This is a genomic window from Mesorhizobium sp. B2-6-4 (assembly GCF_006441495.1).
GTDB lineage: Bacteria > Pseudomonadota > Alphaproteobacteria > Rhizobiales > Rhizobiaceae > Mesorhizobium.
The window spans coordinates 16,149-29,493 of the sequence record NZ_VFUE01000030.1 but is presented as its reverse complement, the minus strand read 5'-3'; the positions used below and the strand labels follow the sequence as shown (position 1 = coordinate 29,493).

The following is a 13,345-nucleotide window of genomic DNA, read 5'->3' as shown; positions in this document are numbered from 1 at the left end:
GCGCGGATCGCAGCCTTGGAGCGGCTGGTAGGCCGACAAGCCTTGGATCGAGTTTCCAAAGGGCTCTGAAAAGCGTGCCACGTCCCAGAGGCGGGACTACATCTGCCTTCGGCGGCAGGACCTCGCCGTATATGTCACGACCTTTGCCGGGAAGAATGCTTGCGAATCGCTGCGGAGATCGCCGCCAGGCCACCCCGCAGTTCGTCCTCAAGAGGATAGAGGAAGCCGATACGCATGTGGTTGCGCGGCATCTCGAACCAGTGGCCCGGACCGACATAGGTGCCATAGCTTTCCAGCAGGTCGGCGTAAAAGTCGTCGAAATCGAATCCCGGACCATGACGGAAACGGGGGAAGCAGACCACGCCGCCCTGGGGCTCGACCCATTCGATCAGCTCGTCGCTCTCAATCCAATCGCGCATGATGGCAAGGCGTCCGGCCAGCACTGGCGCCTGCGCGGCGAGGAAGGCGTCGCGGCCTTCCAGGATGCGGGCGCCGATCCACTCGTCGACGACGCTGCCGCAGATGCCGATCTGCTCCTTCGCCGCCAGGAAGCGCTCCATCAAGTGCACGTCGCGCGTCATGATCCAGCCCACGCGGATGCCCGGCGCGCCGTAAGCCTTGGACAGCGAAGCCACACTGATCGCGGCGGGGCTGAGCGAGGCGGCGGGGGGCAGCATCTCGCCATGGGTCAGGTCGCGGTAGGTTTCGTCCACCAGTAGCCTGCATCCCGCCTTTTCGACCAAGGCGATCAGCGCGTCCAGTTGAGGGCGGCCGATCATCGTGCCGGTTGGGTTATGCGGGCAGGTGATGCTGACATAGCGGGTGTTCGGGCGCAGAGCGCTGGCGACGGCATCGATGTCGAGGCCGAACCGATCGTCGAATTTGAGGTCGATAAAGGTGATGCCGCAGCCGATGGCGCGCGGCGTCTCGATGTTAGTGGCATAGTTCGGCCGCACCACGACAAGATGGTCGTCGCGCGATAGAAGCGTGGTGGCGATGATGAACAGCGCGCCAGCGGCGCCGGCGGCCACCAAAACGTTGTTGGGGCCGAGGCCCTTGCCCTGCGCGGCTACCAACGCCCGAAGCTCAGGGTCGCCGCGATGCTCGCCATAGGGCAGCAGCAGGTCAGGGACGGAGAGATGGAAATCGGACAGCTTACGGTCTCGTACGGAGCTTTCCGACAGGTTGAAGCGAATGCGGTCATAGCCGTATTCCTCCGGTGATTCCTTCTCGATCACCATGCGTGCGTAGTCCATGCTTTCCCCCGTCAGGCTGCCAGCCGGGCGACGGCCAAAACGGCCTGGTCGACCTCGTCTGCTGTGGTGTAATGCGATAGGCCGAGCCGAGCGACGCCGCCTTGCTCGCGCAGGCCGAGCAGGCCGGAGGCTTCATAAGCGTAGAAATCGCCGGCCCAGCCGAAGATGTTTTCGCCCGCCAGCGCGGCTGCGATCTCCTGCGGCGACCTCTTGGCCAGCCGGAAGCTGAAGGTGGGCACACGGGCGTCCAGCCGGTTGCGGCTGGCGATGCCGCAGAGCTTGAAACCGGGAATGCCGGCAACACCCGCCAGGAACCGGTCCATCAGTCCGGCTTCGTAGTCGGTCGCCGCCTCCAATCCCGCCACGATGCGCTGGCGCAGCGGCGCGGCAACGTCGACGCCGGCGCACTGCTCGCCGAGCCAAGCGATGTGCTCGATCGCCGCCTGCGTGCCGGCCTGCGCCTCGAAGGAGGGAGTGCCGGGGGTGTGGCGCCACGGCATGTCGAAGGAGGCGGGCCGCACCTTGAGCGGCGTGAGCCGGTCGCGCAGCTCCGGCCGTATATACATGACCCCGGCGTGCGGACCGAAGAACTTGTAGGCAGAGCATGCGAGCAGGTCGCAGCCGATCGCCGACACGTCGAGGGCCAAATGCGGCGCCGACTGCACGGCATCGACCATGGTGACGGCGCCGGCAGCTTTACCAGCAGCCACGATACGGGCAACGTCGTTGACGGTGCCAAAGATGTTGCTCGCGTGATTGCAGGCAACCAGACGCGTGCGCGGGCCGATCAGTTCGTCCAGCATGTCGTAGCGATATTCGAAGGTTTCGGTATCGAACTCGAGCCAGCGGACGGTGACGCCACGTTCCTCGGCTGCGATGATCCACGGGCCGACATTGCCATCATGGTCCATGCGGGTAAGCACGATCTCGTCGCCCGGTTTCCAGTCGCGTGCCACCATGCGCGAAAAATGGAAGATCAGCGAGGTGCTGTTGAGGCCGAAGACGATCTCGTCCGGCTGTGCACCGAGCAAGGCGGCCGCCGCTGCATGCGCTCCCACCAAGATGCGGTCGCTATCACGCGAGGTGTGGAAGGCACCGCCCTCGTTGGCGCAGCTTCGCAGCATCACCTCGCTCATGCGCTCGACCACGCGTGCCGGTACTTGCGAGCCGCCCGGCGCGTCGAGATAGATACGTGGCTTGCCGTCGTCGGTGATCGCCAGCGCCGGGAAGGCCCCGCGCACCGCCTCGATGTCCCATCGTCCAGTCGTCATGGAATTCCCTTTCAGGTCGGTCGCACCGCCGCGATCGCGGCCGTCAGTTCGTCGTAGTCGAAATTCCCGCCGCACGCGCCCAGCAGCGACGTCTTCGCGATATGACCGCGGATGCGGGCATGCGCCCGCACGGAACGCGCGGCAGCGGCGGCGATGTCACCTTCGTTCGACATGGTTCTGCCCTAGGTCAAGAGGTTGCGGCTGTGCCGGCGCTCGCGAGGATGGCGCCGGCGATTGCCGCGTCCTCTGCGCCGAGGCCGGTCAGGTCGGCGATGCTGATGTCGCCAGGCTTGCGCGTCAATGAGCCAGTCCGCAGCGATACGCCGATCTCACCGATCCGCTCTGGCTCGACGAGGCCGGCCGCGATGGCATGAGCGAACTCGCCATGGTCGATGCTCTGCAGGGCCGAATCGGCGAGCAACGTGTCGGCACGCGCGACCAACGTATTCTCCAATTCCTGTTTGCCGGGCGCATCGGCTCCGACGGCTGTAATGTGCGTGCCGGGCGCGATCCATTCAGCGCGCACCAGCGGCGCGGTCGCGGGCGTCGTGGTGACAATCACTTGTGAATCGGAACAAAGGTCGGCGAGCGAGCCGACTGGCGATACCTGGAGACCGAGATCGGCCACGTCGGCGGCGAAGCGTCCCGCTGCCGCTGGCGAGCGGCCCCATACCGCGACCGAAAGCGGCTCGCCGTGAGCCAGCGCTCGCAGCGCGCGTAGCTGCATGCGTGCCTGGGTTCCGGTGCCGACGATGCCGAGGCGCGTCGCGCCCTTAGGCCAGCACAGCCGGGTCGCCAGCGCGCCGGCATAGCCAGTGCGCCAGTCGGTCAGCATGCCTTGATCGAACAGCAGCGCTACCGGTTCGCCTGTCGTGGCCGACAGCGCCACCATCATGCCGTTGCCGCTTGGAAGGCCCTTGGTCGGATTGTCGTAGAACCCAGTCGCGACCTTGACGACGAAGATCGGCGCGCCCGGCACATGGGCGCATTTCACATGGCAGTCGCCGTTCGCCGCCGCGAATCCCATATGCACGACGGGCGGCTGCTGGACTGCCCCGGCGCTGTAGGCGACGAGGCTTTCGCGAACGGCCGCGATACCGGCGGCGTGGTCGAGCCGCCGCAGGATCTCCGCCCGGTCGAGGATGACCGGCATGTTTGCGGCTGACCTAGCCATGGTCGTTCCGTTCAGGCCGCCGAGCGGGCAAGGCCGCGCAGGAAGAGCTGCACACGTTCCAACCCGCCTTCCAGGACATGCGCCGGCGCGCCGATGCCGACGCGGAAATAGCCGTCCATGCCGTAGACGTCGCCCGGCGCGACAAGCACGCCCTGCTCGTCCTTGACGCGATGCGCCAGCTCGGTCGAATTTATCGGCAAGTGATAGCGCACGAACGCCATGCCGCCTGCCTGCGGCGGCGCCAGCGAGACCAGCCCCTCGTTGGCGCGGACCCAGCGCACCATCATGTCGACATTGCGTGACAGGAGGTCCCGGCTGCGGTCGAGGATCGCCTTGCGGCGCGCCGGCTGCAACACCATCGACGCGACCAGTTCGCTGACCGCGCCGGTAGTGATGGAGGTATAGTCCTTGCGCTGCCAGGAGGCATAGATCTCGGCAGCGGGGCCGACCAGCCAGCCGATGCGCAGGCCCGGCATCGCCATCGCCTTCGACAAGCCGCTGGTGACGATGGCTTTCTCATAAAGGTCGACGCTGCTCGGCGGCTCGAGGGTACCGTATTCGGCTCCCTTGTAGACCTCGTCCGTATGTAGCCAGATGCCGTTGGTGCGTGCGATGGCCACAATTTCCCCGAGCAGGTCCGCCGGCACCACGCGTCCGGTCGGATTGTTGGGCGTGCAGAGCGTGATGACCTTGGTGCGGGGCGAAATCGCCGCGCGGATGTCGGCCGGATCGGGCAGCCAGCCCAGTTCCTCGCGCAGCGGCACATCACGTACCACCGCGCCGAGCGCCTTCGCCCATCCCCTGATCTGCAGGTAGTTGGGGACGACGACGATGATCTCGTCGCCCGGCTCCAGCAGCGTCATCGCCATCAGAAAATTGGCTTCGGCCGAGCCGTTGGTGACCATCACCTCGTCGGCCGTACGATTCTTGTATGTGGCCGCGATCGCCTCGCGAAGGACGACGGCACCGTTCGTCCAGCCGTAACCGAGTTCGGCGGCAAGCACCTTTTCGCGTTCCTCCGGGCTCAGCAGTTCGTTGAGCGAATAGGGGTGTACCCCGCTATCGGAGAGGTTGTACTCGACGATGTTCTCGTAGAGCGACTGGATGCGTTCGAGGGTGAATTCTTCGATCTGCATGTGTGTACGATTCCTCTTCTTCAGGAAGCCGCGCGGGCCGGTGAGGTCGCGTTGGCCAGGATGCCTAGCACAGTTCTGTGCAACTCAGGTGTGGCGCTGGCCACGACGGAACGGCGGCCGGAACGGATCGTCAGCTCGCCGCCCTGCCAGTCGGTCATGACGCCACCGGCGTTACGCACGATCGGGATCAGTGCGCAATAATCGAAGGCGTCCAGCCCCCCGTCCACATTGATGTCCAGCGCGCCGTCGGCGACGCGGCCATAGGCATGGCAACCGCCGCCATAGACGCTCCAGCGCACCTGGCGGCGCAGCCTCTTGTAGGCGGCCGTATCCTTGTCGTCGAAGGATTCCGGGTTGCCGTTGCCGACAAGGGCCTCGCTAAGGTCCTGGCAGGCGCGCGTGCGTACGGGCTTGCCGTTGAGGGTGGTCGGCGAACCGTCGGCGCCCAGCCAGCGCTCGTTGGTGACGGGATTGTCGATGACCCCGAGCATGGGAACGCCGTTGCGGGCCAGCGCGATCAGCGTGCCGAAGGTCGGAATGCCGGTGATGAAGGCTTTGGTGCCGTCGATCGGATCGATGACCCAGACCCATTCCGCGTCGAGGCCGACGGACCCAAATTCCTCGCCGAGGATGCCGTGGTCGGGATACGCCTCCTGGATGCGCGCGCGCAGCCTCTCCTCGACCTCCCGGTCTACCGCGGTGACAGGGCTTGCATCGCCCTTGGAAACGAAGCCGTGTTGCTCGCTGAGCGCTTCCTGGATTGTCGCCCGGCTGACGTCTGCCAGCGAACCGGCGAAAGCCGTAAAGGTCTTGGGGTCAGATGCCGGCATTGTCGGCTCCCTCTATGAGTGGGGTTGCGGGTTCGTCCAGAGGACGCGTGTGTCGTGAAAGCCTGTATTCGAGGGCGCGCAACGCCGTGGTGAGCACGTAGGTAATGGTGAGGTAGATAAGCGCCGCGGTGATGAAGAGCTCATAGGGCGCGAAGGTGCGGGCGACGATCGTGTTGGCGGCGCCGGTCAGCTCCATGACGGTGATGGTCGAGGCGAGTGATGTGGATTTCAGCATGCTGACCACCTCGTTGCCGTAAGCCGGCAGGGCGATGCGGAAGGCGCCCGGCAGGATGATCGTGCGGTAGGTCAACGCCGTCGACATGCCGCAGGCACGCGCCGCCTCGATCTCACCGGCTGGCACCGCCTCGATGGCGCCGCGCAGGATGTAGGCGGTGTAGGCGGCCGTGTTCAGGCTGAAGGTCAGAATGGCGCAGACCCAGGCCTGGCGCAGATATGGCCACAGAAAGCTGTCGCGAACGACCTCGAGCTGGGCGAGACCGTAATAGACAAGGAAGATCTGGACCAGGAGCGGCGTGCCGCGGAAGAAGTAGATATACCAGTGCAGCAGGAGGCGCACCGGCGCCGGGCCGCTGACGCGCAGGATGGCGACGGGAAGTGCCACCGCCATGCCGCAGAAGAGTGAGGCGACGAGCAGTTCGATCGTCGTGACGGTGGCCGACAGCAGCGCCGGCAGGCTCTCGACCATAAGCTCGAAGTTCATCGCGCCAGCTTCCTCTCGCCGCGCGTCGCACGCCGTTCCAGCGCGTCGACAATCGAGGTGTTCAGTATGGTGAGCAGGAGGTAGATCAGCGCCGCGGCGAGGTAGAAGCGGAAGGGTTCGCCATTGACCTGCGTCGCCATGGTGGAGATGCGCATCAGCTCCTCCAGCCCGACGATGGAGATAAGCGACGTGTCCTTGATGAGCGAGATCCAGTTGTTGCCGAGGCCGGGCAGCGCGTAGCGCCACATCAGCGGCAGGCGGATGTGGATGAAGCTGGTCGCGGCCGACATGCCGAAGGCATCTGCCGCCTCGATCTCGCCCTTGGGGATGGCGAGATAGGCGCCGCGCAGCACCTCGGCCGCGTAGCCGCCGAAGACCAGGCTGAGCGCGAAGACGCCGGCCGGCATCGCCGGCACTTCGAGAAAGCGGATGCTGGGGTCAATCATCTTCGCCAAGCCGGTCAGGGCCACCGTGCCGCCGAAATAGGCGATGAGGATGATGAGGAGTTCGGGCGTGCCGCGCACGACCAGAGTGAAGCCCCGGCCGATGGCGCGCAGCACACAGTTCGAGGAGAGCTGTGCCAGCGCGCCGAGAATGCCCCAAACGAGGCCGACCGCCAGCGACAGCAGCGCGACCTCGACGGTGGTCATGAGCCCGCGCGCGACCTCCAAACCCCATCCCTGGAAAATGTCCATCTGCCGCTCCTGCGGTGGCAAGAAGAAAGACGCCGGCCATCGGGTGAAATGGCCGGCGATGAACCGTACGGCTCGGCCTAGTTCGATGCCGGCAGCACGCTGAACGTCCAGTACTTGTCGTTGATGGTCTTGAACGTGCCGTCGTCGATCATGGCCTTCATCGCCTTGTCGAGCTCGTCGCGCAGGCCGGCATCGTCCTTGCGCATGCCGATGCCCACGCCTGGCCCGAAATACTTCACGTCCTTGATCTCCGGACCGATGAATTTGTAACCCTTGCCTCGGTCCTTGTTGAGGAAGTCGTTGGCGAGCTTGATCGGGCCGGCGAAGACGAGATCGGTCCGCTTGGAGGTCAGGTCGAGCAGCATGTTGTCGGCCGTGTCGTAGAGCTGGATCGTGGCCTCAGGAAAGTTGTCTCGCATGTAGTTCTCGTAAGTTGAGGCACGCTCGATCCCGATGGTCTTGCCCTTGAGACCATCGGGGTTGGGCTTGCCGTCGTCCGTCAGCGGCTTGGCATCGCTTCCGTCCGGACCGACGAACCGGGCGGTGGAGGAGCGGTACGGGATCGAAAAGTCGATGCTCTTCTTGCGCTCGTCGGTGATCGACATCGACGCGGCGAGAAGATCGAACTTGCCGGCGACAAGGCCCGGAATAAGCGAATCGAAAGGCATGCAGACAAAGGAGGCGTCGGCGCCGAGGCGCTTGACAACTTCCTTCGCGACATCGATGTCGAAGCCGCGCAACTCGCCGTTCGCGTCCTTGTAGTTGAACGGCGGGTATGTGCATTCACTGCCGACGCGCAGGTCGCGCGCCGAGACCTGCGTGGCGAAGGCGGCGAGGCCGGCCGCAAGCATCAAGACAAGTTTTTTCATCATGTTCCCCTGTTGTTTGTCCTGTTCAAAGAACGCGCTGCAGGAAGGCCCGGCAGCGCGCCGATTGCGGATCGCCGAGAACCTGTCCCGGCGGGCCGCGCTCCTCCACCATGCCCTGGTGGAGAAAGAGCACCTCGCGCGAGATCTCGCGCGCGAAACCTATTTCATGGGTGACGACGATCATCGTGCGTCCTTCTTCGGCGAGCGTGCGCATGACCGAGAGCACCTCGCCGACCAGTTCCGGGTCGAGCGCGGAGGTCGGCTCGTCGAACAGCATCAGCTTCGGCTCCATCGCCAGCGCGCGGGCGATGCCGACGCGCTGCTGCTGGCCGCCGGAAATATGCGCGGGGTAGTGGTCGCGCTTCTCGAACAGCCCGACCTTGGCGAGATAGGCCCCGGCTCGCTGCCGGGCCTCCTGTTTGGACAGGCCGAGCACCTTCATCGGTGCAAGCATCACGTTGTCGAGCACGGTGCGCTGGCTCCACAGATTGAAGCTCTGGAAGACCATGCCGATGCGGCTGCGGATGCGATTGATCTGGCGCGCATTCAGCTTCGCGCGCCCCGAACTGCGATCCAGCGTCAATTCCTCGCCTTCCACCGCGATCGTGCCGGCGTCGGGAATTTCCAGAAGATTCATGCAGCGCAGGAAGGTGCTCTTGCCCGACCCGCTGGCGCCGATCATGGTGATCACGTCATGGGCATGGGCGACCAGGTCGACGCCTTTCAAGACTTCCAGAGCGCCGAAGCTCTTACGGATGTTATTTGCCCGCAGGACGGTGTTTTGGTCCATGTCCACTTGGTGCCCTTGCCTCCCGATCGGCTGGACACGGAGATTGTCCCGGAAGCGCGGCTGCCCAAAGAGCCAATTTCGCCGACGGACAGCGGACCAATTCCAGTCCCGTGGGCTGTGAATGCGTCGTCAACCGTGTTCGAGGATAGTCTGCGCGAGGATGTCGACGCAACGCGGGATGCGGCGGACCGACGTGTTGCCGAAGCCCAGCACAAGACCCCTCGGCTTGGTTTCCCGGCGTGCGTAGCGCGAGAGTGGTGGGCAGTCCAGCCCCTTCTGGAGCAGTGTTCGCGATACGGCCACGTCGTCAAACGGTTCGCGTGCGTGGACGGTCAGGTGCAGGCCGGCGTGAACGTCGGGAACGTCGAAGCCGTCTCGCAGCTTTGCGCGCAGGCATTGTGTCAGGCAGGCGGCGCGATCGCGGTAGATGGTGCGCATACGCCGAAGGTGCGAGGCGAGTCGCCCCTGGTCCATGAAGTCGGCGACCAGCGCCTGGTCCGGTAGCGGTGCGTAGAAGGAGAAAATACGCTGGGCGAGGGCGAACGCCTCGACCAGCGGCATCGGCGCGATCAAATAGGCGAGCCGCAGGCCGGGCGCCAGCATGCGGTTGAACGAGCCGGCATAGATGACCCGCCGCGGATCGCGCGCGTAGAGCGTCGTCTGCGCTTCGCCCGACCAGCGGATCTCGCTATTGGAATCATCCTCGAATATCCAGCCGGGCCGGTCCGCCGCCCAATCAAGCAGCTTTTGCCGGCGATCCGACGTCATCGTGCAGCCGAACGGCCATTGCTCGGTCGGGGAGACAACGGCCATACGCGCCTCTCGGACCATCACGCCGGCGGCTTCTGTATCGAAGCCTTGCCTGTCGAGCGGGGCGGGAACGGTGACAAGGCCGAAGGCTTCCAGCGTGGCGATCTCGGGCATGTGGCAAGGATCCTCGACCAGAACGGTGTCGCCGCGGTCGAGCAGAACATGAGACGCGAGAGCGGCCGCTTGCAGCGTATTGCCGATGACGATGATCTGTTCGGGACGACAGTTGATCGCTTTAGCCTCCGCCAGATAGCCCGCGATGCGGGTGGCCAGCAGTGGCGCGCCGCGCGAATAGTCATAGCCGGTGTGGGCGCTGGCGTGCTCGCGCCAGCGGCGGCTAGCGATCTGAGCGAACTCGTCATAGGGGAACTCGTTCAGCGCCGGCACGCCGGCGCTGAGATCGTAGGTCTCGATGCGTTCGGCTGGCAGGTTCATGTCGAGCAGCGCCTGGCCGCGGCGCGAGGGTGCCGGGAGCGCATTTGGACCTGACACCGGTATGACCGCCGTCTCGGCTCGGGGGTGATTGTCTTCCGGCAGCATGGTTTCGACGAAGGTGCCGGCGCCGATCCGACGTGCGACATAGCCCTCCGTGGCAAGTCGCTCATAGGCGAGGACAACGGTGTTGCGCGAGAGCCCGAGTTCCTCGGCCATGACGCGGCTTGGCGGCAGGCGCGCTCCTGGCGCCACGATGCCATCCCGTATCCAGCGGCGTAACTGCTCGAAAAGTTGCTCGTTCAACGGCGTGCCACGGCTGCGGTCGAAGACGATCCTGTTCCAGCTGGGATAGTTGAAAGCGTGCATGTCTGTTCACCGGCTACGGCGGGACCTCACGAGCGGCGACGCAGCCATAAGGATGATCTTCCTATCGAATTGAAATCACCCTATCACATGACGAACGATGAGCAGAAAGCCTTCTCTGCATGCGTCGAATGCCAGCTTTCAGCCACTGGCAGCGTTCACCAAATGGCCGAGATGCACGCGCAAATTGTTCACGGCTCCACTCGTGAAGTGGAGCCGCTCTTGATCACACCTCAGTTGCCTCGGCAAGTTCGAGAGCATCTTCTACATCGACTCCCAGATAGCGGACCGTGTTCACGATCTTGCTATGACCGAGCAAAGACTGGATGGCTCCCAGAGGATAACTGACCTCAATCCAACAAGCATGTTTCTGACAGCTCAGCCTCCGCACGTCGACAGAGCCGGTTTGGGCGGGCCCGGTCCTTTCCGAATGATTCTCTCTGCTGCTCAGCCGCCGCCAAAGGTTTGTGCCCCTCCGAGCACAGGAACCGTTATTGACCGCTGAATGCCGCAAAGCTTTTTTCGAAGCGGTCGACGACATCCTCGATATCGGACATTGCTAAGCAAAGCGGCGGACACATGCGGATGACATTGCGGTACGGTCCCGAGCGGCTGGCGACGAGCCCGTTGCGGCGCGTTTCCTCGAAAATGGCGAGCGTCTCCTCCGGCGCCGGCTCTTTCGTCGCGCCGTCCTTGACGAGTTCGATCGCAAGCATAAGCCCACGGCCCCTGATATCGCCGATGATTGGAAAGCGCTCCTTCATGTCGTTAAGGCGACCCTTGAGCACCGCGCCAACATCCCGGGCGTTCTCCTGGAGTCGTTCCTCTTTTATGACCTTTAGCACGGCTCGGCCGGCCGCGCATGCCACCGGATTGGCGCCATAGGTGTGGAACAGAAATTTATCGGCCATGGATTCAGCGACATCTCGCTTGGCGATGACCGCGCCGAGCGGGATGCCGTTGCCCACACCTTTGGCGATGACGACGATATCGGGCACAATGCCATGGGATTCAAACGCCCAGAAGGCATCGCCGGTTCGGGCGACACCGGATTGCACTTCATCAATGATACAGAGACCGCCGGCCGCGCGGACACGCTCGACAGCGCCGGCAATGTAGCCCGGCGGCATCGGCACGATGCCGCCATAGCCCTGCACCGGCTCGATAATCATGCCGGCCAGCCCGCCGCTGGTTGAACTCGCTATGGCGCGCTCGACCTCGTCGAGATAGGGCTGCAAGCCTTCGCCATGAATGCCGCGATACTGGTTGGGCTCGGCCACGAAAGTGACCCCGCCAAGCTGGGGCACGGGATGGCGAAAACCCGCTATCCCGGTCACCGACTGCGCGCCGAAAGTGGCGCCGTGATAGCTCGAGGCAAGCGCCAGCATGTCGATGTTGCCGGTATGCGAGCGCGCCATCAGCAGCGCAAGATCGATCGCTTCGGCCCCGCTGTTGGTGAAATGTACGACCCAATCGTGACCGGCCGGCATCGTTGCCACCAGTTCCTCCGCGTACTGAGCCGGAACCGGGTGGTAGAACATCGTCGTGCAATGCGTCAGTTCCGCCAGTTGCTCGGTGGCCGCCTTGACCACCTGCGGATGCGCGTGGCCGACCGAGATGCAAAGATTCATGCCGAGCAGGTCGATGTATTTACGATCCTTCTCGTCCCAGACATACTGGCCCTTGCCGCGCTTGAGGATCAGCGGGTCCTTGTAAGGAACGAACTTGCGCTGCGTGGCCGAATAGAAGCGGTTCCGCCGATCGACGATGGCCTCGGTCGACCAGTCGATGTCCAGGTTGGAATGGACGTGCGGAGCGTTCATGCCGTGTCTCCCGTGTTGCGAACTCCTGGATTGAAAACACGGAATGCGCGGCGCGCACACCGCCAAACCTCCTTATCAGGATAACTGATGGAGTTGATTAGTCATGCGACGAGGGGCGATCGACGGCATAGCAGTCGGCGGGAAGGCCAGGCAGGCGGGTGCTGATCGCGTTGGTCAGCACTTCCGCGGTACGCGTGGCGAAAGCCTCGGGGAGGTTTCCGAGCTCCCGCTCGCGCGCGACCAGAAGGATGTTGCGCGACAGCCCGGTGAACGGCAAGGGATGGACGTCAATCTCCATACCCTCCGCCAGCCCGTCGATGAGCAGGGTCGGCGTCAGGATCGCAAAGCCCATGCCGGCCGCGACCGGCGCCATCACCACGCTGGAGCGGTCACCTTCCATGGCACGCGGGATCTCGATGCGCAGGCGGCTCAGATGCTGGTCGACGCGCAGGCCAACCGGCGTCTCGCGCGAGAAGCGCACGAAGGCGAGCTTCTTGGAGAGCTTGACGATGTCACCGACATCGCCGGCAAAACCCTTTGGCGTCACCAGCAGGAATTTTTCGGTCATCACAGGATAACGCGTCAGTCCCTCGATCTCGAACAGCTCGCCGGAGGTGACGGCGAGGTCGGCGCGGCGGGCCCGCAGCAAGGCGACGTGGTCGGTCGCCAAACCCGCGAACAGGCTGAGCTCGGGAATGCCGAAACCCTTGCGGGCAAGGACCGAAAGCGCCGGCGCCAGCGTGGTCGCGATCGACGCCAGAAGCGCGATGCGCAACAGCGGCAGCGGTGCTGCATTGACGCGGCGCGCGTCGGTGCGCAGGCCCTCGACCTCGGCGAGTATGGCAACGGCGCGGCGATGCAGCGCGATGCCGGCTTTGGTGAGCTCGATCGGCCGCAAATTGCGATCGATCAGGCTGACGCCGAGCGCGCTTTCCAGGTTCTTCAGGTGCTGCGAAGCGGCCGATTGCGTCATGCCCAGCATCTGTGCCGCTTGGGTGACGTGCCTGGTCTCGACGATGGCGACGAAAACCTCGATCGATCGGAAAAGGTTGAAATCGAAACTGCCGCTCTTCACCCGCAACTCCGCCCGTGAAGCATCATAAGTTTTCCTAATGTTGCGAAATTTGGGTTGAGCGCAAGTGGTTTAGCGGGAAAAGATCGCGCTGTTCCAA

Annotated in this window: 13 protein-coding genes and 1 pseudogene; all 14 read right to left on the bottom strand. The window is 64.2% G+C overall.

Going from position 1 to position 13,345, the window contains the following annotated elements; all coding sequences use genetic code 11:
* Nucleotides 1-134: 134 nt before the first annotated feature.
* The gene (locus FJ426_RS28965; protein WP_140565706.1) at nt 135-1,256 is read right to left on the bottom strand and encodes an aminotransferase class I/II-fold pyridoxal phosphate-dependent enzyme; all 1,122 of its coding nucleotides are present in this window, start codon (nt 1,254-1,256) and stop codon (nt 135-137) included.
* An 11-nt stretch (nt 1,257-1,267) separates the two neighbouring features.
* A complete protein-coding gene (locus FJ426_RS28960) occupies nt 1,268-2,527 on the bottom strand; it encodes a cysteine desulfurase-like protein (protein ID WP_140500672.1) in 1,260 nt (419 codons plus the stop codon).
* An 11-nt stretch (nt 2,528-2,538) separates the two neighbouring features.
* A complete protein-coding gene (locus tag FJ426_RS31560; protein WP_181170980.1) occupies nt 2,539-2,700 on the bottom strand; it encodes a hypothetical protein in 162 nt (53 codons plus the stop codon).
* A gap of 14 nt (nt 2,701-2,714) precedes the next feature.
* Nucleotides 2,715-3,701 (bottom strand): ornithine cyclodeaminase family protein, encoded by a 987-nt coding sequence (locus FJ426_RS28955; protein ID WP_140558732.1) that lies wholly within the window; start codon nt 3,699-3,701, stop codon nt 2,715-2,717.
* 11 nt (nt 3,702-3,712) lie between these two features.
* Entirely contained in the window at nt 3,713-4,837 is a 1,125-nt protein-coding gene (locus tag FJ426_RS28950; RefSeq protein WP_140500675.1) for an aminotransferase class I/II-fold pyridoxal phosphate-dependent enzyme, read from the bottom strand.
* A 20-nt stretch (nt 4,838-4,857) separates the two neighbouring features.
* Nucleotides 4,858-5,667 (bottom strand): histidinol-phosphatase, encoded by an 810-nt coding sequence (hisN, locus tag FJ426_RS28945; RefSeq protein ID WP_140500676.1) that lies wholly within the window; start codon nt 5,665-5,667, stop codon nt 4,858-4,860.
* Entirely contained in the window at nt 5,654-6,388 is a 735-nt protein-coding gene (locus FJ426_RS28940) for an ABC transporter permease (RefSeq protein ID WP_140500677.1), read from the bottom strand. Before FJ426_RS28940 ends, hisN begins: the two co-directional genes overlap by 14 nt.
* Entirely contained in the window at nt 6,385-7,083 is a 699-nt protein-coding gene (locus FJ426_RS28935; protein WP_140500678.1) for an ABC transporter permease subunit, read from the bottom strand. The genes FJ426_RS28940 and FJ426_RS28935 overlap by 4 nt, the downstream gene beginning before the upstream one ends.
* A gap of 77 nt (nt 7,084-7,160) precedes the next feature.
* Complete coding sequence (locus tag FJ426_RS28930; RefSeq protein ID WP_181172169.1) at nt 7,161-7,952, bottom strand: transporter substrate-binding domain-containing protein; 792 nt, start codon at nt 7,950-7,952, stop codon at nt 7,161-7,163.
* A 25-nt stretch (nt 7,953-7,977) separates the two neighbouring features.
* Nucleotides 7,978-8,742: an ATP-binding cassette domain-containing protein gene (locus FJ426_RS28925; RefSeq protein WP_140500680.1), complete on the bottom strand. Its 765-nt coding sequence runs from the start codon at nt 8,740-8,742 to the stop codon at nt 7,978-7,980.
* A gap of 129 nt (nt 8,743-8,871) precedes the next feature.
* Entirely contained in the window at nt 8,872-10,353 is a 1,482-nt protein-coding gene (locus FJ426_RS28920) for a PLP-dependent aminotransferase family protein (protein ID WP_140500681.1), read from the bottom strand.
* 223 nt (nt 10,354-10,576) lie between these two features.
* A pseudogene (locus tag FJ426_RS31925) lies at nt 10,577-10,687 on the bottom strand (integrase); the annotation flags it as partial.
* A 154-nt stretch (nt 10,688-10,841) separates the two neighbouring features.
* Nucleotides 10,842-12,173 (bottom strand): aspartate aminotransferase family protein, encoded by a 1,332-nt coding sequence (locus FJ426_RS28915; protein ID WP_140500682.1) that lies wholly within the window; start codon nt 12,171-12,173, stop codon nt 10,842-10,844.
* Nucleotides 12,174-12,270: 97 nt separating this feature from the next.
* On the bottom strand, nt 12,271-13,248 hold the full coding sequence (locus tag FJ426_RS28910) for a LysR family transcriptional regulator (RefSeq protein ID WP_140500683.1): 978 nt from the start codon (nt 13,246-13,248) through the stop codon (nt 12,271-12,273).
* Nucleotides 13,249-13,345 lie beyond the last annotated feature (97 nt).

Excerpts from the sequence above, each read along its gene's own strand:
- FJ426_RS28965 (WP_140565706.1), bottom strand. The coding sequence starts at position 1,256 with ATGGACTACGCACGCATGGTGATCGAGAAGGAATCACCGGAGGAATAC.
- FJ426_RS28960 (WP_140500672.1), bottom strand. The coding sequence starts at position 2,527 with ATGACGACTGGACGATGGGACATCGAGGCGGTGCGCGGGGCCTTCCCG.
- FJ426_RS31560 (WP_181170980.1), bottom strand. The coding sequence starts at position 2,700 with ATGTCGAACGAAGGTGACATCGCCGCCGCTGCCGCGCGTTCCGTGCGG.
- FJ426_RS28955 (WP_140558732.1), bottom strand. The coding sequence starts at position 3,701 with ATGGCTAGGTCAGCCGCAAACATGCCGGTCATCCTCGACCGGGCGGAG.
- FJ426_RS28950 (WP_140500675.1), bottom strand. The coding sequence starts at position 4,837 with ATGCAGATCGAAGAATTCACCCTCGAACGCATCCAGTCGCTCTACGAG.
- hisN (WP_140500676.1), bottom strand. The coding sequence starts at position 5,667 with ATGCCGGCATCTGACCCCAAGACCTTTACGGCTTTCGCCGGTTCGCTG.
- FJ426_RS28940 (WP_140500677.1), bottom strand. The coding sequence starts at position 6,388 with ATGAACTTCGAGCTTATGGTCGAGAGCCTGCCGGCGCTGCTGTCGGCC.
- FJ426_RS28935 (WP_140500678.1), bottom strand. The coding sequence starts at position 7,083 with ATGGACATTTTCCAGGGATGGGGTTTGGAGGTCGCGCGCGGGCTCATG.
- FJ426_RS28930 (WP_181172169.1), bottom strand. The coding sequence starts at position 7,952 with ATGAAAAAACTTGTCTTGATGCTTGCGGCCGGCCTCGCCGCCTTCGCC.
- FJ426_RS28925 (WP_140500680.1), bottom strand. The coding sequence starts at position 8,742 with ATGGACCAAAACACCGTCCTGCGGGCAAATAACATCCGTAAGAGCTTC.
- FJ426_RS28920 (WP_140500681.1), bottom strand. The coding sequence starts at position 10,353 with ATGCACGCTTTCAACTATCCCAGCTGGAACAGGATCGTCTTCGACCGC.
- FJ426_RS28915 (WP_140500682.1), bottom strand. The coding sequence starts at position 12,173 with ATGAACGCTCCGCACGTCCATTCCAACCTGGACATCGACTGGTCGACC.